The sequence below is a fragment of the Exiguobacterium sp. s149 genome (assembly GCF_018618395.1).
Lineage (GTDB): Bacteria > Bacillota > Bacilli > Exiguobacteriales > Exiguobacteriaceae > Exiguobacterium > Exiguobacterium chiriqhucha.
Window position 1 is genome coordinate 77,878 of record NZ_JACSLZ010000002.1, and the last position, 23,196, is coordinate 101,073.

The window sequence follows — 23,196 nt, forward strand, 5'->3', positions numbered from 1 at the left end:
GACTGAACGTAAAAAAATCCCTATCGATTCACTCGATAGGGACGACTATGCCGCGGTACCACCCTGATTACTAGACGGACGTCTAGTCACTCTACTCCGATAACGGGGGACCGCTCAACAAGTGAGAGCTCGCGAACTGTAATTCGATTCATCCTATGGGCGTGTTCACAGCACCACACGCTCTCTGGGCCAGGGAAGATGTCTCTACTTCGGTTCGGTCATTGCTTTTATACTGTTATACAGTTATGCTTCTATGCACATTCGCTTTTAAGCGCTAAAGTATCTTGTTGCTAGTAACGATAACAGACGATTCGGACGCCGTCAACAAAAAAACAGTCCGCATCTGCAGACTGTCACAAACACCAATCGATTTCATGTTGTCCCCACTCACTCAACTTCGCATTCACTTGCGAGAATGGCTTCGATCCGAAGAAACCGCGATGGGACGAGAGCGGGCTCGGGTGGACCGACGTCAAGACGGCGTGTTGCGGCCCAATCCATTTCTGTTTCTTCTTCGCATCGTTGCCCCACAAGATGAAGACGATCGGCTCTTCCCGCTCTCCGAGTCGCTCGATGATGGAGTCGGTGAACTGCTCCCATCCCTGTCCCCGATGTGAACCGGCTTTGCCTGCTTCGACCGTGAGCGCGGTGTTGAGCAGCAACACGCCTTGACGAGCCCATGCTTCTAAATTCCCGCTGGTCGGTACGGGACAGCCGATATCGTCATGCAATTCTTGAAAGATATTTCGAAGCGACGGTGGGAAACGTACACCGTCTTGGACCGAGAAACTCAGTCCATGCGCTTGGTTTGGCCCATGGTATGGATCTTGTCCGAGAATGACGCATTTGACGTCCTTGAACTTCGTATAGACGAACGCATTCCAAATGTCTTCTCGGGCCGGATATACGGTCGATGACGCATACGCCTCATCGACGAACGCTTTCAAGTTAGTAAAATAAGGCTCGGCCATCTCGGATGCGATGATGTCGCTCCAATCCCCGAGCAGGCGATTTGATAACTGTTCTCCCATGTGTTTCTCCCCTTTCCGTCTTATCATACCCGAATCGATGGCACACAAAAAGGCGAGCCCGATTGGACTCGCCCTTGATCATTATACTGTGACTGCGCCTGCGACTTCTTTCGCAAGTGCTTCGGCTTTCGCTTTTGCGTCAGCAACGATTTCTTCGATTTTGTCTGGGTATTGGTTCATGCCTTCAACTGGAAGTGTCGTCACTTCTGTCACGCCTACGAATGCGAGTGCTTGACGAAGGTATGCGTCTGCGAAGTTGAGGTCTGTACCTGTGTAGATTCCACCCGTACCTTGGATGTGGATCGCTTGTTTGTTCTCGAGAAGACCGACTGGGCCTTGTTCTGTATAACGGAACGTTTTACCAGCAGTCAATACGCTGTCGAGGAACATTTTCATGCGAGCTGGGAAGAAGAAGTTCCACATCGGTGTTGCGAACACGTACATGTCAGCTTCCATGAACTTCTCGAGCATGCCGTTCATCGTCGCGACTTTAGCCGCTTCGACGTCAGTGAGGGCTTCGCCTGAAGCGAATTTGCCCCATGCGCTGAGGACGTCGCCGTCGATTTCTTGAACATCGACATCGTATAATTCGATCGCTTCGACTTCAAGTGCCGGGTTCTCGTTCGTGAGTGTCGTCATGAACGTTTCTGCGACTTGTTTGCTGTATGACAATTCTGTTGGTTTCGGGTTAGCCGATACGTATAATACCTTTTTCATAAATGGGTTCCTCCATAAGTGTGATCTCTATTTTTGTAACAACAGTTAGAACTATATCATCTGTATATCTCATAATCAATTAGTTTAACTTCAAGATAAATAGCCAAAAAAAAAAACAGGCAGGTGTTATTTGCCTGCCGCGTTATAACCGACTCGTTTCAATAAATCGATTAACTGTTCAGTCTCTTGGTCGCTAAGGGGACCATAGATGTCTTTAAAAATCTCGATATGCTCTGGATAGACGACGTCCATCAAGCGCTTACCTTCCTCTGTCAACGAGGCGTATGTGACGCGTCGGTCAGACGGGCAAGCCACACGCTCAATTAAGCCACGTTTTTCAAGCTTATCAATCACGTACGTGACGCTTCCGCTCGTAATCAAAATTTGGTCTCCGATTTGCTGGAGCGGGGTATCCCCTCGTTTATACAAGACGGATAAAACACCGAACTCTGTTGAATTCAATTGGTGGCGTCGTAAATCGTCCTTCACACGGTCACTGATTGCGTCCATCGCTCGTGCCAAGACGATCCATGCCTTCAATTCGAGTGATTCAATCATGTCGGTTTCACCTCAATTCGTTCATCATTTACCTTTAGTATAGCAGGACATGAGCAGTATACGGTGGGAAAAACGCTTCGTCAAGAAACTTCTTCATTGTCGCCTCTGTCTGAAACGTATAGAATGGAATTATTGCGATTTTTAGAAAGGGTGGACGGTATGCGTGAGTATTACGAGATTTCATTGACGATTAAACAAGCCTATTTGAGTACGGTCATCGAGTTGTTGAACCGGGAAGGGATCGCCCCAGACTATGCGCTCGAAAAAGAAGGCGCGGTCTTTTTACTATTCAACCACTTGCCATGGCCGAACGTCACGCGCGAACCCCATGCGGTCGAACGCTTCTTATTGACGTTGTCGCGTGAGGACTATTTGTTCGTCAAAACGAAACGTAAGTCCCCCGTCCCGGACCATGAGCCGGTCGCCTGCATGGGTGCATTCGACTCGCCGTTCCATGAACATTTGAAAATTGAACTCGCCGTCGATGAATCAGATGCTAGCCACCTTGATATGTCGGCATTCCGCCATTATTAAACAACACGTCTGTGTTGTTTTTTTATGACTAGCCTCGCCACAGGACGGGAATACATGACAATATCTGAATGTGAAAAGGGGAATGTACTTTGATGGATACAGTCATGTTAATCGTCAACCCGTCGTCTGGGAAAGAGTTAGGGAAAGAACACGCCGCGGCCGCGGAGGAGGTCTTGCGAGAGCGTTACGGCAACGTCGATGTCCGGTTCACGGAGAAAGCAGACGATGCCACACATTTTGCGAAAGAAGCGGCATCGAAACAATATAAAGCTGTCATCGCGATGGGTGGCGACGGGACACTAAACGAGGCCGTAACGGGGCTCGCCGAAGCCGATCATCGTCCTGATTTCGGCATCATCCCGCTCGGTACCGTCAACGATCTCGCACGCGCGCTCGGTGTCCCTAGCGACCCCGCAGATGCCATCGAGGCGCTCAAGACGGCGCAACCGACATCGATGGATATCGGTAAATACGAGAACGGCTACTTCATGAACGTCATCGCGATCGGCCTCATCGCCGAGGCTGTCGACGAGGTCAGTGTCGAAGAGAAGACAAAATGGGGCCCGTTCGCCTACTTGATTGAAGGAATCAAAGCGTTCCGTGAGCATAGTCCATACGCCTTGTCGGTCCAAGCCGAAGAGCACACGTTCGATGGAGACGCCTATTTGGTCGTCATCGCCCTCACGAACTCGGTCGGCGGGTTTGAAAACTTTGAACCGGACGCCGAACTGAACGACGGGTTACTTCACGTCTATCTGTTTGAGAACCTCGGCTTTAAAGACGCCATCCAACTCGCGCCGGCCCTCTTCACCGGCAAGTTGAAAGAGACGGACAGCGTCACGTCCTTCACGACGAAACGGGTCCATGTCGACTCGCCAGAATCACTTCCGGTCAATGCCGACGGAGATACGGGCGGTAAACTCCCGCTCACGTTCGAAGTGCTTCCGAGCCACCTCAACGTCTTGAAGCCGATTCAGTAAAAAGGGGACTTTTCAGTTCGAGGGCAAAGAAGGATGCCTGAAAGGAGGGGAACTCGATGCCCATCTCGCTCGTCCCATTGCGAGAAGCGTCCGACGCCATCGTCGCGACGTTCAATCGTTGGAATAACGATCCCGCCATCGTCCATTTGATTCGTCCGGCCCAATCCGAAGCCGAACTCGTCGCGGAACACCAAATGACGGTCGCAGACTTGACGGAACGTCTGGACACGCACGATATTTTCTTGATTTACGACGATGATCGGCTCATCGGCGAGGTGAACGTCATCTATGACGCCCCGCACTTGTATGACAAAGAACGCGGCAGCGCTTGGCTTGGTCTGGTCATCGGTGAACAAACAGGTCGCGGGAAAGGCGTCGGCACCGCAGCCCTCACGTTGTTGGCAAATCGACTTCGTGCCCAAGGTGTGCCACGCATCGAGCTAGGTGTGTTCGGATTCAACGAAGCGGCGCATCGCCTCTATCAAAAGCTCGGTTATCACGAAATTGCCCGTATCGAGGCATTCACGTACTGGGACGGTCAATTTTGGCCGGATATCCGGATGGAAAAACGATTGGATTGAATAAGGCCTTCCTCGATGCGAGGAAGGCCTTTCGTCAGTTATTTAAATTCTCGACTTCGACGACGCGGAACCCTTTTTGTTCGAGTTTGGCGACAATCTTGTCTTTTGTCTTCTCGTCACAGTCCGGCGGCAACGTGATTAACACACGACGCAACACCTTGCTCTTGGCGTCAAGCGTCATGAGGCTGGCGATTGATGAATATTTGCTGATGACTTTCGTGATTTTCTCGAGCGCCCCTGCCTGCTCACTGAGTGCAATCGTGACGACATAACTCCCCGTGTCACGGCTCCATGCCTCTTCGAGCATGCCGAGCATCTTCCCGTGTGGCAAAATCCCGTAAAATTCGTTGCTCTCGTCTTTCAAGACCGCGATATACGGAAGTTCTTTGATTGAGAAGAAGACTTTGAAAAAGCCGTCTGACTCGTGGACGTACTTTTGTGTGTTCTTGATGAGTTCCATGACGTTATCGTCTAGGCTCGCCCCACTCATCCCGTGGCGATAAATATGCATTTTATAAATATTACCGCGGAAAAACGTTCCCGTCTCATCGAGTACAGGGACACAACGGTATCCTGTCTTTTCGAGCGTGTCGAGCGCCTCGCGCAATGTCGCCTTTTCACTGATTGTGACGACATCTTTCTTCGGAATGCATAAGCTATGCACTAACATGCGGTTTTCCTCCTAGCCAATTGAAAGTGGTCTACACCCTATTCATTACTATTCCCCAAATACGATTGAAATCCTGCCATCAATTTTCAAAACTTATTCCGGTCTTAATGCGACCTCGGGATTTGTCGTAACGCCAAAAAGTCGTTATAGTGAAACTATCCAAACAGACAAAGGGGATTGAACGACTATGACGATGAAAAAAGCTTTAACAATCGCTGGCTCGGATACGAGTGGCGGTGCAGGCATCCAAGCTGACTTGAAAACGATGGAAGAGCTCGGTGTTTACGGCATGACCGCCCTCACGGTCATCGTGGCTCAAGACCCACATAACGCGTGGCATCACGAAGTGTTCCCGATCGACACGACATTGATCGAGAAACAGATTGATACGGTCCTCGCTGGGATTGGTGTCGATGCTGTCAAGACAGGTATGCTCCCGACTCCAGAGATTATCGAACTCGCTGCCCGTAAAATTAAAGAGTACGGCATCCAAAACGCGGTCGTCGACCCAGTCATGGCATGTAAAGGTGCCGACGAGATTCTCAACCCGGACGTCGCGGTCGCGATGCGCAAGCACCTCGTGCCGGTCGCTAAAATCATCACACCAAACTTGTTCGAGGCGCGTATGCTCGCTGGCCTCGATAAGACACCTTCAACGATGGAAGAAATCAAAGAGGCTGCTCGCTTGATCCATGAACTCGGCGCTGAAATCGTCATCGTCAAAGTCGGTGGCAAGCTCGGCTTCGACACAGCATTCGACGTGCTTTACGACGGCAACGAGTATCGCCTCCTCGAGAGCGAAAAAATCGATCCTGCCTTCACACACGGCGGCGGCTGCACGTTCTCGTCAGCTATCGCGGCGTCACTCGCGAACGGTCACTCGGTCGATGAAGCCATCGAAATCGGAAAAGAGTTCATCACGGAAGCGGTCCGTCATTCGTTCCGCCTCAACCAATACGTTGGGCCAACGAACCATACCGGTTACCGCAAAAAACTAGCAACACAATCATAACGGGTGGCCCGGGACGCATGTCTCGGGTCATCGTTTCCATTGGAGGGAACCGCGTGAAATCAATTCAACCTACAACCATCCAGACTTATTTGGACGCGCATGTATCCATGCCGCTCTATGTCCATGTCGAGACGACGAACGGGGCGTATGCGACGCATAACGACCCTGATTTCCATAACGCCGGTATGTTCATTCGCAACGTCGTCATTGAATATAGCATCGGCCAAATCAAGGGCGATGGACCATACCGGGTCGGCTTGAAACTCGATCACGGTTGGCTTTACGTCGAAGGTTTGACCGACTACGAACAGCACGGAGACCAGCTCCTGCTCGCCGGCCATGACCGTCTCGGACGTCTCGCCTGCGCCTTACACTTAGACATCAAACCGCTCCCGCAAGGAGCCTCGGAGGTGGAAAGCCAATGAATGGACCATTACTCGTTATCTTTCCGCATCCCGATGATGAAGCGTTCAGCTCGGCCGGTACGATTATCCAACACCATAAACACGGATTCCCGGTCACGTACGTCTGCCTGACGCTCGGTGAGATGGGCCGCAATATGGGTTCGCCGATTTTCACGACGCGTGAAGAGTTGCCGAAAATTCGTAAACATGAGCTCGAGGAAGCGTGTGCCGTCATGGGCATCGATGACCTCCGCATGTGGGGACTTCGCGACAAAACCGTCGAATTCGAAGACGAAGCGGAACTGGCGGCACGTTTCAGCGCCTTAATCGAGGAAGTACAGCCGGCACGCGTTATCTCCTTCTATCCGGGTTACGCCGTCCACCCTGATCACGAGGCGACGGCACGTGCGGTCGTCCGAGCGTTGCAAGACATCGATGCCTCGAAGCGTCCTGAATTTTTAGGAGTCGCGTTCGACCATCGCACCGACGCCGAACTCGGAAAACCGCACGTAGTCATCGAAGTCGGTCAAGAGAGCACGGCGAAGCGTGAGGCGTTGCTCGCCCACCGTTCACAGACGGAAGGCCTGTTACGCGCCATCGACAACGCAGAAAACGCCCACGTCATGGAGTTACTCCAACGTGAGCGCTTCTATCACTATCCGTTCTCATGATTCATAGGCAAGGCGTGTCACGTACAATAATGTACCGACAGCTCCTAAGCCGATTAACGTTCCCAATACGACAACGATATGTTCCATGTTCTCACCTCTACTTGGTTATACGAACTTGATGGATCATTGGTTTCAAAGCGCATGTGCTGACATGCGCTTTTTTTCTTAGAAGTACAAGAAGTAAATCACAGCCGCCAACACGATGCGATAAATCGCGAACGGCGTCAACTTCACTTTGTTGATCAACTTCAAGAAGAACTTAATCGACAAGAGCGCGAACAAGAACGCGCTAATGAATCCGACAACGAAGACCGGTAGGGTCGCCATCGTAAAGTACTCCCATTTGCTGTAGAGCGACAGCGCACTAGCACCGAACATGATCGGTACGGCCATGATGAATGTAAAATCTGCCGCGGCCCGGTGACTCATCCCTAAGAGGACACCGCCAGAGATGGTCGACCCTGAGCGTGAAAAACCTGGCCAGAGCGAGAAACATTGAATCAAGCCGACACCGAGCGCTTGTTTATACGAAATCTCATCGAGCGTTGCTGTCGTTTGACGCTTCACGCCTGACAAATCCGCGGCAATCATGAAGAATGCTCCGATGACGAGTCCGATTAAAACGGTCTTGATCGAGAACAAGTTCTCGTCGATATAGTCTTCAAACAATAGCCCGAGCACGCCTGCCGGGAGCAGACCGATGAAGATATGCAGCAAATTCAGTTTTTTTGTCGGCCCGCTGCTACGAATCGCGAGCAACTCCTTCGGATTCAACAACTCTTTGAATCGATTTCGAAATACGACGATGACCGCTAAAATCGAACCGAGCTGAATTACGATCTTAAATGTGTTCGCCACCTCTTGACCGAGGAAGCTGCTCGAGTTGAGCCACAGGTCATCCACGAGAATCATATGTCCCGTTGACGATACCGGAGCAAACTCTGTCAGTCCTTCGACGACGCCTAACAAAAAGCCAATAAATAATTCATACCATTCCATTGTTTATCTCCTACTCCAGTATTGTTTCTTATCATACACAAATTTATTCTCAACCGCCCTAGGTCTTGAGACGTAAAAAAAGAGGACGCTTCAGGAAGCATCCTCTTTCCACGCTCTGACCGTGACAATCGCTTGATGCACACAAACGGTAATCCCGATGAACAAAAAGGCGGCGAACAGCGTCACCCCTGCCCCGACGGCAAACACGAGCCCGAACAGGATGATGCCGCCATGCAGCAACATCGAGACGGACGATTCCGTCGTCGCCCGAATCGTGGACGGGACACGGTGGTGCAACGCCCCGAGATAGAGCGGTTCAACGATCCCGATGAGACAGGCCATTCCGACCATCATCACGAGACCGGTCGGCCCTGGATACAGACCGAGGATGACAAAGCCAATGCCGATGCCCCAGCCAATCCAGCGCAACCAACGCTCGGCCGTGGCGAAACGTAACAGCACCGGTGCGACCAACTGTCCAGGTATTTGGATGAGCAGTAGAATCGTTGATAGCATCCCGAACCAATAAAGCGGAAGCGCGACGTCGCGCGCATACAACTGCCAGAACTCATCGATAAAATTGAACGCACTAATGGTCACAACAAACAACGACGTTACGATAAACACGCGACGATGTTGCCGAATAAAGCGGAAACCGGCCGCGATGTCCGCCCACATCAACCGTTCGTCCGATGCGACTCGCTTTGTTTCAATCAGACCGAGGCTGCATGTCGTCGCGATGAACAAACTGACAATCGACAGCACGTAATTCAGCTCAAACGGGAAGCGTGTCGCCAACAGACTGCCACTGAGAGCCGCGAGCACGGCTGCGACGATTCCGATGACGTTCAATCGACCGACTGTACGTTCAAACGTTCCCGCCTTTCCGTCCTGTTCGAGCGTCTCATACAGCAACGCATTCTCGGCCCCGCTTCGAAACGCCGCTCCAATGCCTGACAAGCCGATGGCGACAGCAAACCCGACAAACGAGAACGACAACAGTAGAACGATAAACGATAGACATTCCAACCCGACCCCGATTTGCATCAGCCGCCGCCGCTCAAATCGGTCGGCGAGGACACCCGTCGGCACTTCAAGCATCACGACGAGGACGGCGTAAATCATTTCGAGATAGACAACCTCTTGAATCGTGATCGTCCGCGACTCCCAAAACAGACGTTCAATCGTGTAGGCCGGGATGAGCGCATCGAACCAACGCATCCAACCAAGCAACACAACGTTTCGACCGACTTAACTAGGTGAACGTGCTCTTTTCATCATACATCTCCTCCTTGTTTGTCTATTCCCGCTGACACAAAAAAAAGCCACGGAAACATTCCGTGGCCTGCACATTATTTAAGCAGATTGAGCATCTCGCGATTGAACGCCGGGATGTCGTCCGGTTGACGGCTCGTCACGAGCTGTTCTTGGCAGACGACGACTTCTTTGTCCGCATACTTCGCTCCAGCGTATTCCATGTCGACTTTAATCGACTTGTAGCCCGTCGCATCGCGGCCTTCGAGCGTCTTCGCCGTAATCAACAGCTGTGGTCCGTGACAAATGGCGAACACCGGCTTTTTCGCGTCCATGAACGCTTTCGCGAACTGGACGAAACGGTCATCTTCGCGCAACAAATCAGGTGAGAATCCGCCCGGTAAGAGCAGTGCGTCAAAGTCTTCTGGTGAGACGTCGTCGATGGCTTTGTCGATTGTGACCTTCGACTCCCCTTGTTTGCCTTCGACTGTATTCCCAGCTTTCTTTTCAATCGTGACAACTTCGTGCCCCGCTTCCACCAATGCGTCGCGTGGACCCGTGAACTCTACGTCTTCAAACATGTCTGTGATTAGCGTTGCTACTTTTGCCATATTGAAACACTCCCTCATTATTTTTAAGCACATAGGGAGTGTTCCACAACTAACCGGACCATAAACATTCAGCGAAACTTGGAGACGTACGGATTGGTCCGTTCGAAGAAGCGATACGGATAGTCACGCGCTTCGCCCGTGTTCGGAATCCCGATGCGCGGACCGGCCTCGATGTCTGGAATGACGTCCCCTTCGACGATATAGAGCGGTTCATGTTGGAGCGAATGCCCGTACAAGTCCATCGTGATCCCGAGCGCTTTCGTCAGTTTCCCAGGACCGTTCGTCTGATCGAACCGTTTGATGCCAGGACGATGCATGTCGATAATCGCCTGTCCTTCAATCGGCTCGATGGCTCGGATGAGGACGGCTTCCGGCGTGCCGACCGGACCGCTCACGACGTTCAAGAGTGTATGCGTGTGCATCTGATACGTATAGACGTGTCCCGGCATCCCGAACATGACCTCGGTCCGATTCGTCCGTCTGCCGCCGAAGCTATGGGCCGCTCGATCGATGGCACCAAGGTACGCTTCCGTCTCGACGATTTTCCCGACAATTTGACCGTCGAAATGATTGTGGACGAGATACTTACCAAGCAGCGCTCGGGCCAATTCAATCGTCGGTTGTTCATAAAATGATAGGTCGAGTCGTTTCATCGTCATCCCTCCTCCACCTATTTTCTCAAACGTTAGCGCACGGACACAAAAAAAATGCCCTTCGTAGTCAAAGGGAATTCATGATCGGAATCGAATGGTATGACATACGAGAAAGCGAGGCGAAGAAAGATGGGGTATCTTCTAGAGTTAAGACAGACAGTGGGGAGCAGGCCGCTCATCAGTGTCGGGGCGACCATCCTCGTTTTGAACGAATACGGGGAGCTGTTGTTCCAACATCGGTCCGATACGAATGATTGGGGATTGCCCGGAGGCTCGATGGAGTTGAATGAGACGTTAGAAGAAGTGGCCGCTCGTGAATTGAATGAAGAGACAGGGCTTGAAACGAATCAATTTGAACTCGTCGGTGTCTGTTCGGGACCGAAGTTTTACTTCAAGTATCCGAACGGAGACGAAACGCATAGTGTCATCAACCTCTTCCATGCGAAGCGCGTGCAAGGGGCGTTAGCCATGAACGACGGAGAAAGTCTGGACTTGCAGTATTTCTCAAGAGCTGACTTGCCATCGAACATCGAATCGAGGGCTCAGGCGCTCATCGACCAGTTCGGAGATGCGCTATGGGAACTTGAGAGCTCTTTTACTTGAGACACTCAAAAACCATCCAGGACCTTTAATTGTCCTAGATGGTTTTTTTGAGTGATTCGATTAAGATGCGATTCGCATCGTCTCACGCTGCTTTCCCAACTTCACGTATCCGAGAATAATCGAGAAAATCGGGCTGAGCCAGAGGAAGAAGGCGAATGGTGTGTATTCAAGCACCGGCACCCCGAGTGTAGCGGCGAAGAACGCACCCGACACGCCCCATGGAATGAGCGGGTTGATGACCGTCCCACCGTCTTCGAGGGCACGTGACAAGTAACGGGGATCGATGCCGCGATCGATGAACCCTTGCTTGAACGCTTGACCTGGGAGCAAGATTGACAAGTACTGTTCGCCCGCGAGCAAGTTGACGCCAATCGAGCTGAGGACGACCGACAACACCGAGCTGCCTGGTGATTTCAATCGTTCGAGCAACGCATCGACAATCGCTTGGAATACGCCGAGCTCACGGAGCAAGCCACCGAACGCGAGCGCAATCAAGACGAGACTGACCGACCAGAGCACCGACTCGAGTCCGCCACGATCGAGCACAGCTGCAATCGTCTCGTTCTCGACACCCGACTTGAACCCGGCCTGCATGACACCGAACCAGTTTGTGACGTTCCAGTTGCCTTGAACGAAACCAGCCGTCAACACTCCGGCGAACATCCCGACGAGCATCGTCGGCAAGACCGGCATGCGACGGAACGCAAGCACCGCGACGAGAACCGGCGCGAGAAGCGTCAACCATGACAAGTTGAATCGTCCAGCGAGTGCCGCCTGCGCTTCAGCGATTTGCGTCGTATCCGCCGCTTGACCGCTCCGACCGAGAAGCGTGAACAAGACGAGGGTGATGAGGATGGCCGGTACGGTCGTCCCCATCATAAAGCGGATATGGTCGAATAGTTTGACACCAGCCACGGCCGGTGCAAAGTTCGTCGTATCCGATAGCGGACTCATCTTGTCACCGAAGAGTGCACCCGAAACGATGGCCCCGGCCGCGAGCGCCGGAGAGATCCCGAGCGCCATCCCGATTCCGAACAAGGCGACCCCGACCGTACCGACTGTCGTGAAGGCACTACCCGTGAACGACGAGACGATCATTGTGATGAGCAGGACGCTCGGCAAGAACCATTGTGCTGAAATTGTATCTAAACCGATGGAGAGGATTGTCGCCACCGTACCAGACATTTGCCATACGCCAATCAACATCCCGATCAACAGTAAAATCAAGACCGGCATGATGGCTTCACGAATCCCGCTAATCATCGCCGCTTCAATTTGTTTGAAATCACGCGTCCGATAATACGCGTAACCCCCTATTAATACCATTGTGCCAAAGATCGCCATATGTGGCGTCGCTTTGGCCAAAAACATCAGTGCGAGCAGGGAAATACCGCTCATCAGTACGACGAATACAGCCTCTTTTCCTTTCATCTGCATCGACGTCCCCTCCTTTCAGTTCCATCATTTTCTACCTAACCGCTTAAACGCTTTTATGCGCGAAAGTGTTTCAGTGATGTTCTTTACTATATCTGCTTCTCTTTTCCCTGTCAAACGTCTTTTTATGGTAAAGTAAACGCTCGAGGGTGACCTCCGGAGTTCGTAACCTCCTCCGACATCAAAACTAGCGAAAAAGGAAGTGTGCACGTTGCAACACGAAAAAGCATTGGTCGTCTTTAGTGGCGGTCAAGATTCAACCACCTGCCTATTTTGGGCAAAACAACAATTCTCTCATGTGGAAGCGGTGACGTTCGCCTACGGGCAACGCCATGACGCGGAAATCGAGGTCGCAAAAGAGATTGCGGCCGAACTCGATGTCCCGCACCACATCCTCGACTTGTCCTTACTCGGACAACTCACCTCTAACGCGTTGACGAGACATGATCTCGACATCGACAATGCGGACGTCCCAAACACGTTCGTCGATGGACGCAATCACTTATTCTTATCCTTTGCGGCCGTCATGGCCAAACAGCTCGGTATGCATCACATCGTCACCGGCGTATGTGAGACCGACTTCTCAGGTTATCCGGATTGCCGGGACCAGTTCGTCAAATCCTTGAACGTGACGCTCAACTTGGCGATGGACTATCCGTTCGTCATCGACACACCGCTCATGTGGCTCGACAAAAAGCAGACGTGGGAACTCGCGGATCAACTCGGTGCGTTCGATTATGTCAAAGAACGGACGCTCACGTGCTATAACGGCATCCTCGGAGCAGGTTGTGGCGAATGCCCGGCTTGCGTACTCCGTCAAAACGGCCTCGCCGCTTATGAGGAGGTGCGCGTATGAAGAACGCTCCATTCCTCGCCCCGACGAGTGTTGAAGCTAAACAAGACGGCTCGCTCATCTACTGTCCGCACCGTGTCCAAATCGTCAAAGAAGTGACATTCGATGCCGCCCATCATTTGTTTGATTACGACGGCAAATGCCGCGCGCTGCACGGACATACGTATAAATTGCAAATGGGCATCAGCGGTTTTCTCGATAACCGTGGCATGACGCTCGACTTTGGTGATTTAAAAGCCATCTTTAAAGAAGAACTCGAACCATACCTCGACCATCGTTATTTGAATGAGTCGTTACCTTATATGAACACGACTGCCGAAAACATGTGCTACTGGATTTTCGAACAGCTCGCCAAGCACTTGCCTGACGAGCGCGACGTCCGCGTCGAATTCGTCAAACTGTACGAGACGCCGACCTCGTACGCCGAGTTCCGCCGCGAATGGTTGGTGGACTGATGAAAATCCCTGTCCTCGAAGTGTTCGGCCCGACGTTTCAAGGGGAAGGCCGCGCCATCGGGCAAAAGACGATGTTCGTCCGGACCGCCGGTTGCGATTATCGCTGTTCGTGGTGCGACTCCGCCTTCACTTGGGACGGCTCAGAAAAACCTGACATGCTCACAGCCGACGAGGTGATCGAACGGCTCGACGCGCTCGGTGTGTATGACTACGTCACCATCTCGGGCGGCAACCCGCTCCTCATCGCCGCGATGAAAGACTTGGTGACGAAACTGAAGGCGCGTGACGTCAAACTCGCCGTCGAGACGCAAGGCAGTCGCTATCAGGATTGGCTCGCTGACATCGACGACGTGACGCTCAGCCCGAAACCACCGTCTTCCGGCATGACGACCGACTGGGAGAAACTCGACGCCATCGTCGAACGGCTGCGCCCCGAACAGACAACGTTCAAAGTCGCCGTCTTCGACGAGATCGACCTCGCCTATGCGAAATCGGTCCAGACGCGCTACACCCCGGACGTCATGTATTTATCGGCCGGCAATCCTGAGCCCGGTGCGGACGGTGACATCACCGACGCCCAGCTCCGTCGCTTAAAAGAACTGTGGGAAGACGTCGCTCGTGACCCGTCATGGCAAAGCGTCCGTGTCCTACCGCAACTGCACACATTACTGTACGCCAACGAACGTGGCGTCTAAGGAGAATACTTATGAGACCAGATGACTTACAAGACTTGTCGCTCCTCGGACAGAAGAGCGTCCCATATATTTTTGAATATGCACCGGACGTCCTCGAGGCGTTCCCGAACCGTCACCCGGAGAACGATTACTTCGTGAAGTTCAACGCACCGGAGTTCACGTCACTCTGCCCGATCACGAACCAACCGGACTTCGCGACGATTTACATTTCATACATCCCGGACGAGAAACTCGTCGAGTCGAAATCGCTCAAGTTGTATTTGTTCAGCTTCCGCAACCATGGCGATTTCCACGAGAACTGCATCAACGTCATCGGGAAAGACCTCGTCAAGTTGATGGAGCCGCGCTATCTCGAAGTGTGGGGCAAGTTCACGCCCCGCGGCGGCATCTCGATTGACCCGTACTACAACTACGGAAAACCGGGCACGAAATACGAAAAAATGGCGGAACATCGTTTGTTCAACCACGACTTGTATCCTGAGACGGTCGACAACCGATAAATCAAAAAGTAGGCGCTCCCGTTGAGCGCCTACTTCTTTTTATAGCGATTAATTTGTCGTTTAATCGGTTCGCGGAACACGGTTGCAACGAGCGTCAGGACGACTAAGACGACGAGGGCGAGGATGATCATCTTAAAGTCTCCACTCGCGATACTGCTGCCGAGGAAGTTGTTGGCGAACGCTCCTGGAATCATCCCGACCGTGGTCGCGAAGATATAACCTGGGAGGCGCACTTTCGCGAGCCCTGAGGCGTAACTGACCAAGTCAAAGTTGACGAGCGGAATCAAGCGTAAAATCAACACATAGAAGAACCCGTCCTCTTCAATCTTATGCTGCACCTTCTCGTAGCTGCTCGTCTCGAAATGATGGAGAAAGCGGTCACCAAAGCGAATCGCGATATAGTAGGCGACGAGCGCACTGAGCGTGGCCCCGATGATCGTATAGACGACACCGGGCAACGTCCCGAATGCCAACCCACCGGCGACGGACAAGACGGACGTCGGAAATAAAATCAACGGACGAACGGTGAACAATAAAATATATACGAGCGGGGCGAGCCAACCGAATTGAACGATATAATCTCGAATCTCACTCGGACGCAAGTCAATCCACTGATAAAGGAACGTCACAGTACCGAATACGAGCAAGACGACGGCAATGATCCATTGGGTTTTCCATTTATCCATCGGTCGCCCTCCTCTCTTTCTTTCATCATATCGCCTCGTCTCAAAAAAGTAACGCCTTCCTTTTTTTAGGAGTCACATTATGGTACGGTTAGAAAAAGCAGAAGGAGGAATCCCTATGTATTTGGCAGACGCCATTAAACTGAAACAACTGCTGCTGAAGCAGATTGATAAGTTGCTCGAAGAAGTCGAACGCGTCGCGTTCATCGAACTCGAGAAAGATGAACCGCTCCCGACGATTCAGTCCCGGTCGCTCGAGGATATCGAAGTCGAGCTCGAGTCGATTCGAACTGACTTGCGTCGTCTGGACCGTCTCGTCTGTGAAGCAAACCTACGTACCGTCGTCGAGACGAATGATGGACCGCTCCCGCTCGTCGAAGCGATGGAGTTCGCCATTCAATTACGCGCTCAAGCTCGGATGTATCAAGATTTGGCCGAACGCCCGAAGCGCGAGTTCCGAACCGGGTATGTGGAAGGGACGGCCGTCATCAAACATGCGCTCTATGACCCTGAGCTGTATCGCTTGAAAGCCCGAGACGTCGAGAAACGGGCCAACCGGATCGCCAGCGCCATCGAGGCGGCCAACCATCGGACCGAAATCGACTTTGATGCAAGCCGCTATATGTAAGAAAAATGCGTCGGGAACGTTCCCGACGCGTTTTACATATGGTGATCGTGATGGTCGTGGTGATGCGAGCTCGAACGGCGTCGCGGTGCCGGCTCATCGGCGAACTTCTCCCCGTCCAAGATGCCGAGCCGCTTGTATTGGCGGTCAATCCGCTCCTTCGTCTCCTCGTGCACGTGCGGTGACTCCATCACCAACTGATAGCTGCCGAGTGCGACCCGGAACGGCTCCATCTGTGTCCGTTCGACCGGGAACGACGTGACGTCCCGCAAATAGTCGGCGAGCCGGTTCGCCGACTCGTCACTCGGATGGTCGGCCAAGTCTGACGCGAACTGCTGCATATCTTTCAACAGACTGTTCGTCTTCACTTGATTGCGGATGCCTGCCATCACGGCAAACACAATCAACGCGATAATACTAATAACCACAATCGGAAAGATGCTGAACATCCCTTCGAACAACGAATCGCCCATCCCGGTCGAATCGATGTATACTTCTTCCCCGAACGCAAACGTATAGACCATGATGTTGCCCCCTTTTTTCTATAATACGGACGAGGTGCCATTTGGTTTCATCGACACGAAAAAACCGTGGCATGTGCCACGGCTCATCGGTCAGTTCAATTGTTTTTCCATCATGATGCGCGGCTCGTTCTCCTCGGTATACGCCCCCATGATGTCGTAGCCACACAACAGGTTCAAGATGATGACCCCTTTGTTCGTGTTGCGCGCTTTCGTTCGAATCGAATGGAACCCTTGTGCCTTCACCCACTCGAGTTGCGTGTCCATCAGCTTGCGACCGATGCCATGCTTTTGAAACTCAGGGTGAACGCCGCCGGCCCAGCTATAGAAGCGATACGGCTCGGCCTCATAACCGATTTTGAATCCGACGAGACGCTCGTCCGAAAACGCGAGCAACACGAGCGGGTTCGCATGGCGATACAGCCGTTCTTTAAAACGCAGTTGATCGATGTCCCCGTATAACGTCCGATACAGGTTAAAGAATTCCTCTTCATAGTCTTTGAAATTCGTTGTCACATCTTTCACGATAAATGAACTGGTCGTACTCATCTTTCCATCCCCTTTCAGTATATGGACAAGTTGCTCGTACGCCTGTACCTTTCGCCGTTTATTCCGTTTTTCCTGTCTCGCGCGCAAAAGCGGTCAAACCTTTTTGCTTATATACGCCGAGTGACCGCTTCGGAAGACTCTTCACCATCCAATTTTTTAAGATGCGCTGTTTGTCTTCTGCCTTCAGTCCATAGCCGTCCGTCACGACGTGGCGCGCCCGCGTCGTCACATCGTATAACGAGATGGCGGCAGCGACCGAGATGTTCAAGCTTTGGACGTAGCCTTGCATCGGAATCAAATAATTGCCGTCCGCTTTGGCGAGCGCCCGTTCCGATACGCCGTGATGTTCATTCCCGAATAAGAGCACGGTCGGTTTTGAGACGTCGATGTCCTCGAGCGGGACCGCCTCTTCACTGAGTGCCGTCGCGAGCACTTGATAACCGTCGGCCTTCAACCGATCGATTGCGTCCTCGATGGAAGGGTGTTCGACCACGTCGACCCAACGATCAGCGCTCTTGGCAATAATCGAGTTCGGTTTGAACTTGGCTCGTCCTTCGACGACGTGCAATGTCTGGACACCGAACGCGTCCGCCGAACGGAGCACGGCCGACTGATTGTGTGGGTCATCGACCCCTTCCGTCAAAATCGTGATATGGTTCGTCCGTAAATCCAACACTTCCTGCATCCGTTTGACACGGTCTGGCATCAACATGCTATATAGCAGTCGGTCTTCTTCTAATAAAAGGCCCGACTGCAACAACTCCTCAAGCATGGCCACCTGCTCTTCTTTTGATAATGCCGATGTCGTCTGTCTCCATCCCATCGTTCTCGCCCCTTTCAACCTCTAGTATTGTAGCGAGATTCGTTCCGACTGACAAGCTAATGGAGGAACGAGTCAAATTGGGTTCGATTATGAAAATCTATGAAAATTAGGAAAACGGTTGCACAAAGTTATGCAATCGATTACAATAACCTATGCAAGCGATTGCATTGACAGTCGCCATAGACAGATAAAAAGTTCCGCATAGGAAGGAAGCGTATAGCATGAAACAACTCATCTCGTTCGACTTTTGGCAGAAACTCGGCAAGGCCTTAATGGTCGTCATTGCCGTCATGCCGGCCGCGGGTCTCATGATCTCGATTGGTAAATTGATTGGCATGTCAGCCGGAGACGTCAGCATCTTGCTCACTACGGCTCGCATCATTGAAGATCTCGGTTGGGGAATCATCGTCAACTTACATATCTTGTTCGCAGTCGCCATCGGTGGCTCGTGGGCGAAAGATAAAGCCGGCGGTGCCTTCGCTGCACTGATTGCCTTCATCTTGATTAACCGTGTCACAGGTGCCATCTTCGGCGTCAACGGAGCAATGCTCCAAGACCCGGAAGCGACTGTCCAGTCTCTCTTCGGAGCTGACCTTGTCGTCGCCGACTACTTCACATCTGTACTCGGTTCACCAGCTCTCAACATGGGCGTGTTCGTCGGGATTATCGCCGGTTTCCTTGGTGGAGCCCTTTATAACAAGTTCTATAACTTCAACAAATTGCCGAACGCCCTCTCGTTCTTCAACGGGAAGCGCTTCGTCCCATTCGTCGTCATTCTCGGTTCGGTCGTTGCCGCCATCGCCTTGTCGATCATTTGGCCGACGATTCAAGGCGCGCTCAATAGCTTCGGTGAATGGATTGCCACATCACGCAACACGGCACCAGTCCTCGCGCCGTTCATCTACGGTGCGCTCGAGCGTCTCCTCTTGCCGTTCGGTTTGCATCACATGCTCACCGTACCGATGAACTACACGGAGCTCGGTGGCACGTACACGATTTTGACAGGTGCGACAGCCGGTTCGGTCGTTGCGGGTCAAGATCCGCTCTGGTTGGCTTGGGTCACAGACCTCGTTAACCTTCGCGCCGCTGGTGATACAGCCGCTTACAACGCCTTGCTCGCTGACGTCGTACCGGCCCGCTTCAAAGTCGGTCAAGTCATCTTGTCGTTCGCTGCCTTGATCGGTGCCGCTTATGCGATGTACCGCAACGTTGACGAAGACAAGAAAGCACAATACAAACCGATGTTCTTGTCGGCTGGTCTCGCCGTCTTCTTGACGGGTGTCACAGAACCAATCGAATTCATGTTCATGTTCGTCGCGCCAGTCCTTTACGTCGTCTACGCGCTCATGGCCGGTGCCGCCTTCGCTTTAGCGGATGTCATCGATCTTCGTGTCCACGCGTTCGGTGCGATTGAATTGCTCACACGGATCCCGATGATCGTCAAAGCAGGGTTGCTCCAAGATTTGATTAACTTCTTCCTCGTGTCGGCCGTCTTCTTCTTCTTGAACTTCGGTGTGTTCAACTTCTTCATCAAGAAGATGAACCTTCCGACGCCTGGTCGCAACGGGAACTATATGGAAGAAACAACTGAGAAATCGAACGTGACCGGCAACGAGCAGGTCATGGGGATTATCGCTCTACTCGGTGGGGAAGAGAACATCGAGGACGTCGATGCCTGCATGACGCGTCTCCGTGTCACAGTCAAAGACATGTCGCTCGTCTCAGAAGAGAGCGAATGGAAAAAGAACGGCGCCATGGGCCTTATCTTGAAAGACCGCGGTGTCCAAGCAATCTACGGCCCGAAAGCCGACGTATTGAAGTCAGATATTCAAGACGTCATCGGTGCATAATCAACAGGCCAGCTCGTACGAGTTGGCCTGTTTTTTCTAAAGGAGGACTACCGTGAATATTTTAACGCTGAACTGTCACGCCTGGTTAGAGGACCGTCAACAAGAGAAAATCGACTCGATCGTCGAACGAATCGCGAGCGAGGAATATGACATCATCGCACTCCAAGAAGTGAATCAACATAAAGAAGCCCCGCTCATCGACGGTTTGATTCGAGAGAACAACTTCGCCTATGTGCTCGTCGAGCGTTTGAAAGAGCAAGGCGTCGATTACTACATGACATGGGACTTCGCCCATTACGGCTATGACATCTACGAAGAAGGCGTCGCCATTTTGTCGCGCACCCCGTTCGTGTCGACCGAATCGTTCTTCGTATCCCAGACGACCGACCCGAACGATTACAAATCTCGGAAAATCGTCAAGGCGATCGTGGACGGCATGGACGCACCGACGGCAATTTACTCGTGTCACCTCGGTTGGTGGCATGATGCCGACGAACCGGTGCGCCATCAGCTCGATGAACTGTTGCGCCGCGTCGAGGACGACGACCGCGCTTTGTTGCTCGGTGACTTCAATAACGACGCGTTCATCCGTGGCGAAGGGTACGACTACTTGATCGAGCACGGCCTCCAAGACTTGTTCCATTTGGCGACCGAGCGTGAAGGTGATGCGACCGTCCAAGGCAAGATTGCCGGCTGGGACGAGAACAAGCGGGCGCTTCGCATCGACTTGATGCTGACGAACGCCCCGATTCACGTCTCACGCCATGCCGTCGTCTTTGACGGCGAGAACGGTCCGATCGTCTCCGACCATGCCGGTGTCGAAGCGACGGCATTCTGGCGCTAATCAGACCCTTTTCTTTCACAATGTGAGAGAAAAGGGTTTTGCTTTTGACGAAAATTCGGTATGGTTGGAAACGACTGATGTCTAACGACCATTCTTTTTTGAAAGTAGTGATTTCTTTTGACGACTTCTTCAACGCTCAGTCGGACCGACTGGACGCTTATTTTATCACTCGCCCTGCTCACGTTTGTGCTCGGGACGAGTGAATTTGTCATCGTCGGGATTTTGCCTGATATCGCCGATGGTCTATCGATTTCGATTGCCACGGCCGGAACGCTCGTCTCGGCATTCGCCATCACGTTCGCCATCGGCACGCCACTGACGATGTCATTGACGAGCCATTTACCGAAACGAAAACTGATGCTCGTGCTCACCGCTCTGTTCATCGTCTTCAACCTATTCAGCAGTCTCGCTCCGACGTACGGGATCTTGCTCGTGCTCCGGATGATGACCGCCGTCGTGACGGGCGTGCTCATCTCGCTCGCCATGCTCGTCGCCAGTGAATCGGTACCGACCGGGAAGCGCGGGATTGCCGTCTCGTTCATTTTCGGTGGCTTTACGATGGCGAACGTATTCGGCGTCCCGCTCGGTACGTTCATCGGCCAACGGACCGGATGGGAAACGACGTTCCTGTTGACGACCGCCTTAGGTGTCATCGCGCTCTTCGCCGTCTACCGCGTCGTCCCGAGTCAGTTGACGAACGCCAAGACGTCGATTGCCGATCAATTGCGCCTCTTGACGAACCCGCGAATTTTAATCGCGTTCTTCATCCCGGCGTTCGGCTTCGGCGCGACGTACGTCGTCTATACGTACCTCGTCCCGATTTTGAAAAGTGTGCTCGACGTCCCTATCGCATGGATCAGTCCAATCCTGTTCGCTTACGGGTTCATCTCCATCTTCAGCAATATGGCGGCCGGTAAAATCGCCAGTCACAATCCGATCGGTCGGCTCCGATACGTCTTCCTCATTCAAGCGCTCGTCTTGGCGGCGTTGTATGTGACGACGTCGAACGTGACACTCGGCCTGATCAATATCGCGTTCATGTCGTTCATGGCGATTCTACTGACGACATCGACGCAAATCTATTTGATCGACTTGGCCGAGAAGTTCAATCCGGACGCCAAAGGCCTGGCTTCATCGCTCATGCCGGTCGCGAGCAACGTCGGCATCGGTATGGGCTCAGCGCTCGGCGGGCTCGTCTATGCGAACGCACCCGTCATGACGCTCGCCCTCGTCGGGGGAGCCGTAGCACTCTTGACGGCATTGTTAACCACCGTCAGTTATAAGCTCGACCAACGTTAAAACAGCGTGCCCCATGATGTGGGCACGCTGTTTTTTAGAGCCAATCGATAATTTGGTCAATCGTCTCGTCTTGTTGCTCTTTGGCGCTGAGCGGGCTATCGTTATCCCCATCCTGCGGTCCGTACATCCCAAAATTGGCGTGATTGCCGTCCTTAATCTGATGGAAGACGGCGTCATTCGGGACGTTGTCACGGCTCGCTTCGATATCAGCCGGTGTGGCCAGACCGTCGATTTCTCCAGAGACGGACAAGACACGCAGATTGCTATCCGCCATCGTACTGATTGGGTACGACGCGAGGAAGATGACGCCCTCGACTTGTTCCTCGTGTTCGAGCGCGTAACCGGACGCGGCCGAACCGCCGAGTGAATGCCCCCCGACGACCCAACGCTCGATGTCTGGATGGGCGGCGATGATGGCATCTGCGGCATCGATATCGGCTATCCCGAGATTTAAGCGCAACGATGGGATGGCGACGAAGATTCCTTCTTCCGCTAACCTTGCTCCATAATAGGCGTACGCCTCTTTCTCGACTTTCGCTCCCGGATACAGAATGAAACCGACCTCGCTCGACGAGTCACCGAACTCGAGACGATTGTCCACTTCCGTCGCCTCCCCCGCGTAATCGAGCGCTTCTTCCGTCGGTCCGTACGTCAGTTGCGTCCACACGAGGAAGCCGATGATGGCGACCAATATGACCCCTAATAGGCCAAGGCCAATCCACTTCAGTTTTTTCTTCATTATATACCTCCATTTGCATCCACTTCCCCGTCACGGTACACTAATAAG

Annotated in this window: 29 protein-coding genes and 1 other annotated feature; of the genes, 15 read left to right on the forward strand and 14 right to left on the reverse strand. The window is 52.6% G+C overall.

What is annotated here, in order from left to right:
• Nucleotides 1-34: 34 nt before the first annotated feature.
• Nucleotides 35-231, reverse strand: a binding site (T-box leader).
• 122 nt (nt 232-353) lie between these two features.
• The 3 genes from KNP81_RS03555 to KNP81_RS03565 all read right to left on the reverse strand — a co-directional run bounded on the left by KNP81_RS03555 (nt 354) and on the right by KNP81_RS03565 (nt 2,306).
• The gene (locus KNP81_RS03555; RefSeq protein ID WP_214718466.1) at nt 354-1,031 is read right to left on the reverse strand and encodes a uracil-DNA glycosylase; all 678 of its coding nucleotides are present in this window, start codon (nt 1,029-1,031) and stop codon (nt 354-356) included.
• 81 nt (nt 1,032-1,112) lie between these two features.
• Entirely contained in the window at nt 1,113-1,748 is a 636-nt protein-coding gene (locus KNP81_RS03560; protein WP_214718468.1) for an FMN-dependent NADH-azoreductase, read from the reverse strand.
• Nucleotides 1,749-1,874: 126 nt separating this feature from the next.
• Complete coding sequence (locus KNP81_RS03565; RefSeq protein ID WP_021068116.1) at nt 1,875-2,306, reverse strand: MarR family winged helix-turn-helix transcriptional regulator; 432 nt, start codon at nt 2,304-2,306, stop codon at nt 1,875-1,877.
• Nucleotides 2,307-2,465: 159 nt separating this feature from the next.
• Between KNP81_RS03565 and KNP81_RS03570 the strand changes: the two genes are divergently transcribed.
• From KNP81_RS03570 to KNP81_RS03580, 3 genes are all read left to right on the forward strand, one after another.
• Nucleotides 2,466-2,840, forward strand: a complete 375-nt coding sequence (locus tag KNP81_RS03570; protein ID WP_021068115.1) for a hypothetical protein — start codon at nt 2,466-2,468, stop codon at nt 2,838-2,840.
• Between the two features lie 92 nt (nt 2,841-2,932).
• A complete protein-coding gene (locus tag KNP81_RS03575) occupies nt 2,933-3,820 on the forward strand; it encodes a diacylglycerol/lipid kinase family protein (RefSeq protein ID WP_214718470.1) in 888 nt (295 codons plus the stop codon).
• A gap of 56 nt (nt 3,821-3,876) precedes the next feature.
• Nucleotides 3,877-4,401, forward strand: a complete 525-nt coding sequence (locus KNP81_RS03580; RefSeq protein ID WP_214718472.1) for a GNAT family N-acetyltransferase — start codon at nt 3,877-3,879, stop codon at nt 4,399-4,401.
• 34 nt (nt 4,402-4,435) lie between these two features.
• Here KNP81_RS03580 and cbpA read toward each other — a convergent pair whose 3' ends face one another.
• On the reverse strand, nt 4,436-5,071 hold the full coding sequence (gene cbpA / locus KNP81_RS03585; protein ID WP_021068112.1) for a cyclic di-AMP binding protein CbpA: 636 nt from the start codon (nt 5,069-5,071) through the stop codon (nt 4,436-4,438).
• A gap of 187 nt (nt 5,072-5,258) precedes the next feature.
• On the opposite strand from cbpA, the gene pdxK reads away from it, so the two are divergent.
• Genes pdxK through bshB2 form a run of 3 tightly spaced genes read left to right on the forward strand, consistent with a single transcriptional unit; the run spans nt 5,259 to nt 7,158 of the window.
• The gene (pdxK, locus tag KNP81_RS03590; protein WP_021068111.1) at nt 5,259-6,083 is read left to right on the forward strand and encodes a pyridoxine/pyridoxal/pyridoxamine kinase; all 825 of its coding nucleotides are present in this window, start codon (nt 5,259-5,261) and stop codon (nt 6,081-6,083) included.
• A gap of 53 nt (nt 6,084-6,136) precedes the next feature.
• Nucleotides 6,137-6,508, forward strand: a complete 372-nt coding sequence (locus tag KNP81_RS03595; protein ID WP_029596267.1) for a YojF family protein — start codon at nt 6,137-6,139, stop codon at nt 6,506-6,508.
• Nucleotides 6,505-7,158: a bacillithiol biosynthesis deacetylase BshB2 gene (gene bshB2, locus KNP81_RS03600; protein WP_034805162.1), complete on the forward strand. Its 654-nt coding sequence runs from the start codon at nt 6,505-6,507 to the stop codon at nt 7,156-7,158. The genes KNP81_RS03595 and bshB2 overlap by 4 nt, the downstream gene beginning before the upstream one ends.
• Before the next feature lie 165 nt (nt 7,159-7,323).
• On the opposite strand, the gene KNP81_RS03605 is transcribed toward bshB2, so the two are convergent.
• The 4 genes from KNP81_RS03605 to KNP81_RS03620 all read right to left on the reverse strand — a co-directional run bounded on the left by KNP81_RS03605 (nt 7,324) and on the right by KNP81_RS03620 (nt 10,681).
• Nucleotides 7,324-8,157 (reverse strand): undecaprenyl-diphosphate phosphatase, encoded by an 834-nt coding sequence (locus KNP81_RS03605; RefSeq protein WP_021068108.1) that lies wholly within the window; start codon nt 8,155-8,157, stop codon nt 7,324-7,326.
• A 90-nt stretch (nt 8,158-8,247) separates the two neighbouring features.
• On the reverse strand, nt 8,248-9,390 hold the full coding sequence (locus KNP81_RS03610) for an MFS transporter (RefSeq protein WP_251130263.1): 1,143 nt from the start codon (nt 9,388-9,390) through the stop codon (nt 8,248-8,250).
• A 119-nt stretch (nt 9,391-9,509) separates the two neighbouring features.
• Complete coding sequence (locus KNP81_RS03615) at nt 9,510-10,022, reverse strand: type 1 glutamine amidotransferase domain-containing protein (RefSeq protein WP_029596270.1); 513 nt, start codon at nt 10,020-10,022, stop codon at nt 9,510-9,512.
• A 68-nt stretch (nt 10,023-10,090) separates the two neighbouring features.
• Entirely contained in the window at nt 10,091-10,681 is a 591-nt protein-coding gene (locus tag KNP81_RS03620; RefSeq protein WP_214718474.1) for a DNA-3-methyladenine glycosylase, read from the reverse strand.
• Nucleotides 10,682-10,804: 123 nt separating this feature from the next.
• Between KNP81_RS03620 and KNP81_RS03625 the strand changes: the two genes are divergently transcribed.
• Nucleotides 10,805-11,278 (forward strand): NUDIX hydrolase, encoded by a 474-nt coding sequence (locus KNP81_RS03625; protein ID WP_034805169.1) that lies wholly within the window; start codon nt 10,805-10,807, stop codon nt 11,276-11,278.
• A gap of 60 nt (nt 11,279-11,338) precedes the next feature.
• Here KNP81_RS03625 and nhaC read toward each other — a convergent pair whose 3' ends face one another.
• Nucleotides 11,339-12,715, reverse strand: coding sequence for a Na+/H+ antiporter NhaC (gene nhaC / locus KNP81_RS03630; protein WP_214718476.1), 1,377 nt, complete (start codon nt 12,713-12,715; stop codon nt 11,339-11,341).
• 208 nt (nt 12,716-12,923) lie between these two features.
• Between nhaC and queC the strand changes: the two genes are divergently transcribed.
• The 4 genes from queC to queF are packed head-to-tail and all read left to right on the forward strand — an operon-like array spanning nt 12,924 to nt 15,215.
• The gene (gene queC / locus KNP81_RS03635; RefSeq protein WP_214715028.1) at nt 12,924-13,568 is read left to right on the forward strand and encodes a 7-cyano-7-deazaguanine synthase QueC; all 645 of its coding nucleotides are present in this window, start codon (nt 12,924-12,926) and stop codon (nt 13,566-13,568) included.
• A complete protein-coding gene (gene queD / locus KNP81_RS03640) occupies nt 13,565-14,020 on the forward strand; it encodes a 6-carboxytetrahydropterin synthase QueD (protein ID WP_021068101.1) in 456 nt (151 codons plus the stop codon). Before queC ends, queD begins: the two co-directional genes overlap by 4 nt.
• Nucleotides 14,020-14,715, forward strand: a complete 696-nt coding sequence (gene queE / locus KNP81_RS03645) for a 7-carboxy-7-deazaguanine synthase QueE (RefSeq protein WP_251128948.1) — start codon at nt 14,020-14,022, stop codon at nt 14,713-14,715. The genes queD and queE overlap by 1 nt, the downstream gene beginning before the upstream one ends.
• 11 nt (nt 14,716-14,726) lie before the next feature.
• Nucleotides 14,727-15,215 (forward strand): preQ(1) synthase, encoded by a 489-nt coding sequence (queF, locus tag KNP81_RS03650; RefSeq protein ID WP_214715054.1) that lies wholly within the window; start codon nt 14,727-14,729, stop codon nt 15,213-15,215.
• A 29-nt stretch (nt 15,216-15,244) separates the two neighbouring features.
• Here the strand turns inward: queF and KNP81_RS03655 are convergent, their stop codons facing one another.
• Nucleotides 15,245-15,901 carry a TVP38/TMEM64 family protein gene (locus KNP81_RS03655; RefSeq protein WP_214715056.1) on the reverse strand — a complete coding sequence of 219 codons (657 nt, stop codon included), beginning with the start codon at nt 15,899-15,901 and terminating at the stop codon, nt 15,245-15,247.
• 115 nt (nt 15,902-16,016) lie between these two features.
• On the opposite strand from KNP81_RS03655, the gene KNP81_RS03660 reads away from it, so the two are divergent.
• Nucleotides 16,017-16,526, forward strand: a complete 510-nt coding sequence (locus KNP81_RS03660; protein WP_214718478.1) for a hypothetical protein — start codon at nt 16,017-16,019, stop codon at nt 16,524-16,526.
• Nucleotides 16,527-16,558: 32 nt separating this feature from the next.
• Here the strand turns inward: KNP81_RS03660 and KNP81_RS03665 are convergent, their stop codons facing one another.
• From KNP81_RS03665 to KNP81_RS03675, 3 genes are all read right to left on the reverse strand, one after another.
• Nucleotides 16,559-17,047, reverse strand: coding sequence for a hypothetical protein (locus tag KNP81_RS03665; RefSeq protein ID WP_214718480.1), 489 nt, complete (start codon nt 17,045-17,047; stop codon nt 16,559-16,561).
• A gap of 90 nt (nt 17,048-17,137) precedes the next feature.
• Entirely contained in the window at nt 17,138-17,680 is a 543-nt protein-coding gene (locus KNP81_RS03670) for a GNAT family N-acetyltransferase (protein ID WP_214718482.1), read from the reverse strand.
• Nucleotides 17,652-18,416, reverse strand: a complete 765-nt coding sequence (locus KNP81_RS03675; RefSeq protein WP_214718485.1) for a TrmH family RNA methyltransferase — start codon at nt 18,414-18,416, stop codon at nt 17,652-17,654. The genes KNP81_RS03670 and KNP81_RS03675 overlap by 29 nt, the downstream gene beginning before the upstream one ends.
• A gap of 221 nt (nt 18,417-18,637) precedes the next feature.
• On the opposite strand from KNP81_RS03675, the gene KNP81_RS03680 reads away from it, so the two are divergent.
• The 3 genes from KNP81_RS03680 to KNP81_RS03690 all read left to right on the forward strand — a co-directional run bounded on the left by KNP81_RS03680 (nt 18,638) and on the right by KNP81_RS03690 (nt 22,409).
• Entirely contained in the window at nt 18,638-20,266 is a 1,629-nt protein-coding gene (locus tag KNP81_RS03680) for a PTS transporter subunit IIBC (protein ID WP_214718486.1), read from the forward strand.
• Between the two features lie 52 nt (nt 20,267-20,318).
• Complete coding sequence (locus KNP81_RS03685; protein WP_214718488.1) at nt 20,319-21,110, forward strand: endonuclease/exonuclease/phosphatase family protein; 792 nt, start codon at nt 20,319-20,321, stop codon at nt 21,108-21,110.
• A 117-nt stretch (nt 21,111-21,227) separates the two neighbouring features.
• The gene (locus KNP81_RS03690) at nt 21,228-22,409 is read left to right on the forward strand and encodes an MFS transporter (protein ID WP_214718490.1); all 1,182 of its coding nucleotides are present in this window, start codon (nt 21,228-21,230) and stop codon (nt 22,407-22,409) included.
• 34 nt (nt 22,410-22,443) lie between these two features.
• Here KNP81_RS03690 and KNP81_RS03695 read toward each other — a convergent pair whose 3' ends face one another.
• Nucleotides 22,444-23,148: an alpha/beta hydrolase gene (locus KNP81_RS03695; RefSeq protein WP_214718492.1), complete on the reverse strand. Its 705-nt coding sequence runs from the start codon at nt 23,146-23,148 to the stop codon at nt 22,444-22,446.
• Nucleotides 23,149-23,196: the final 48 nt, after the last annotated feature.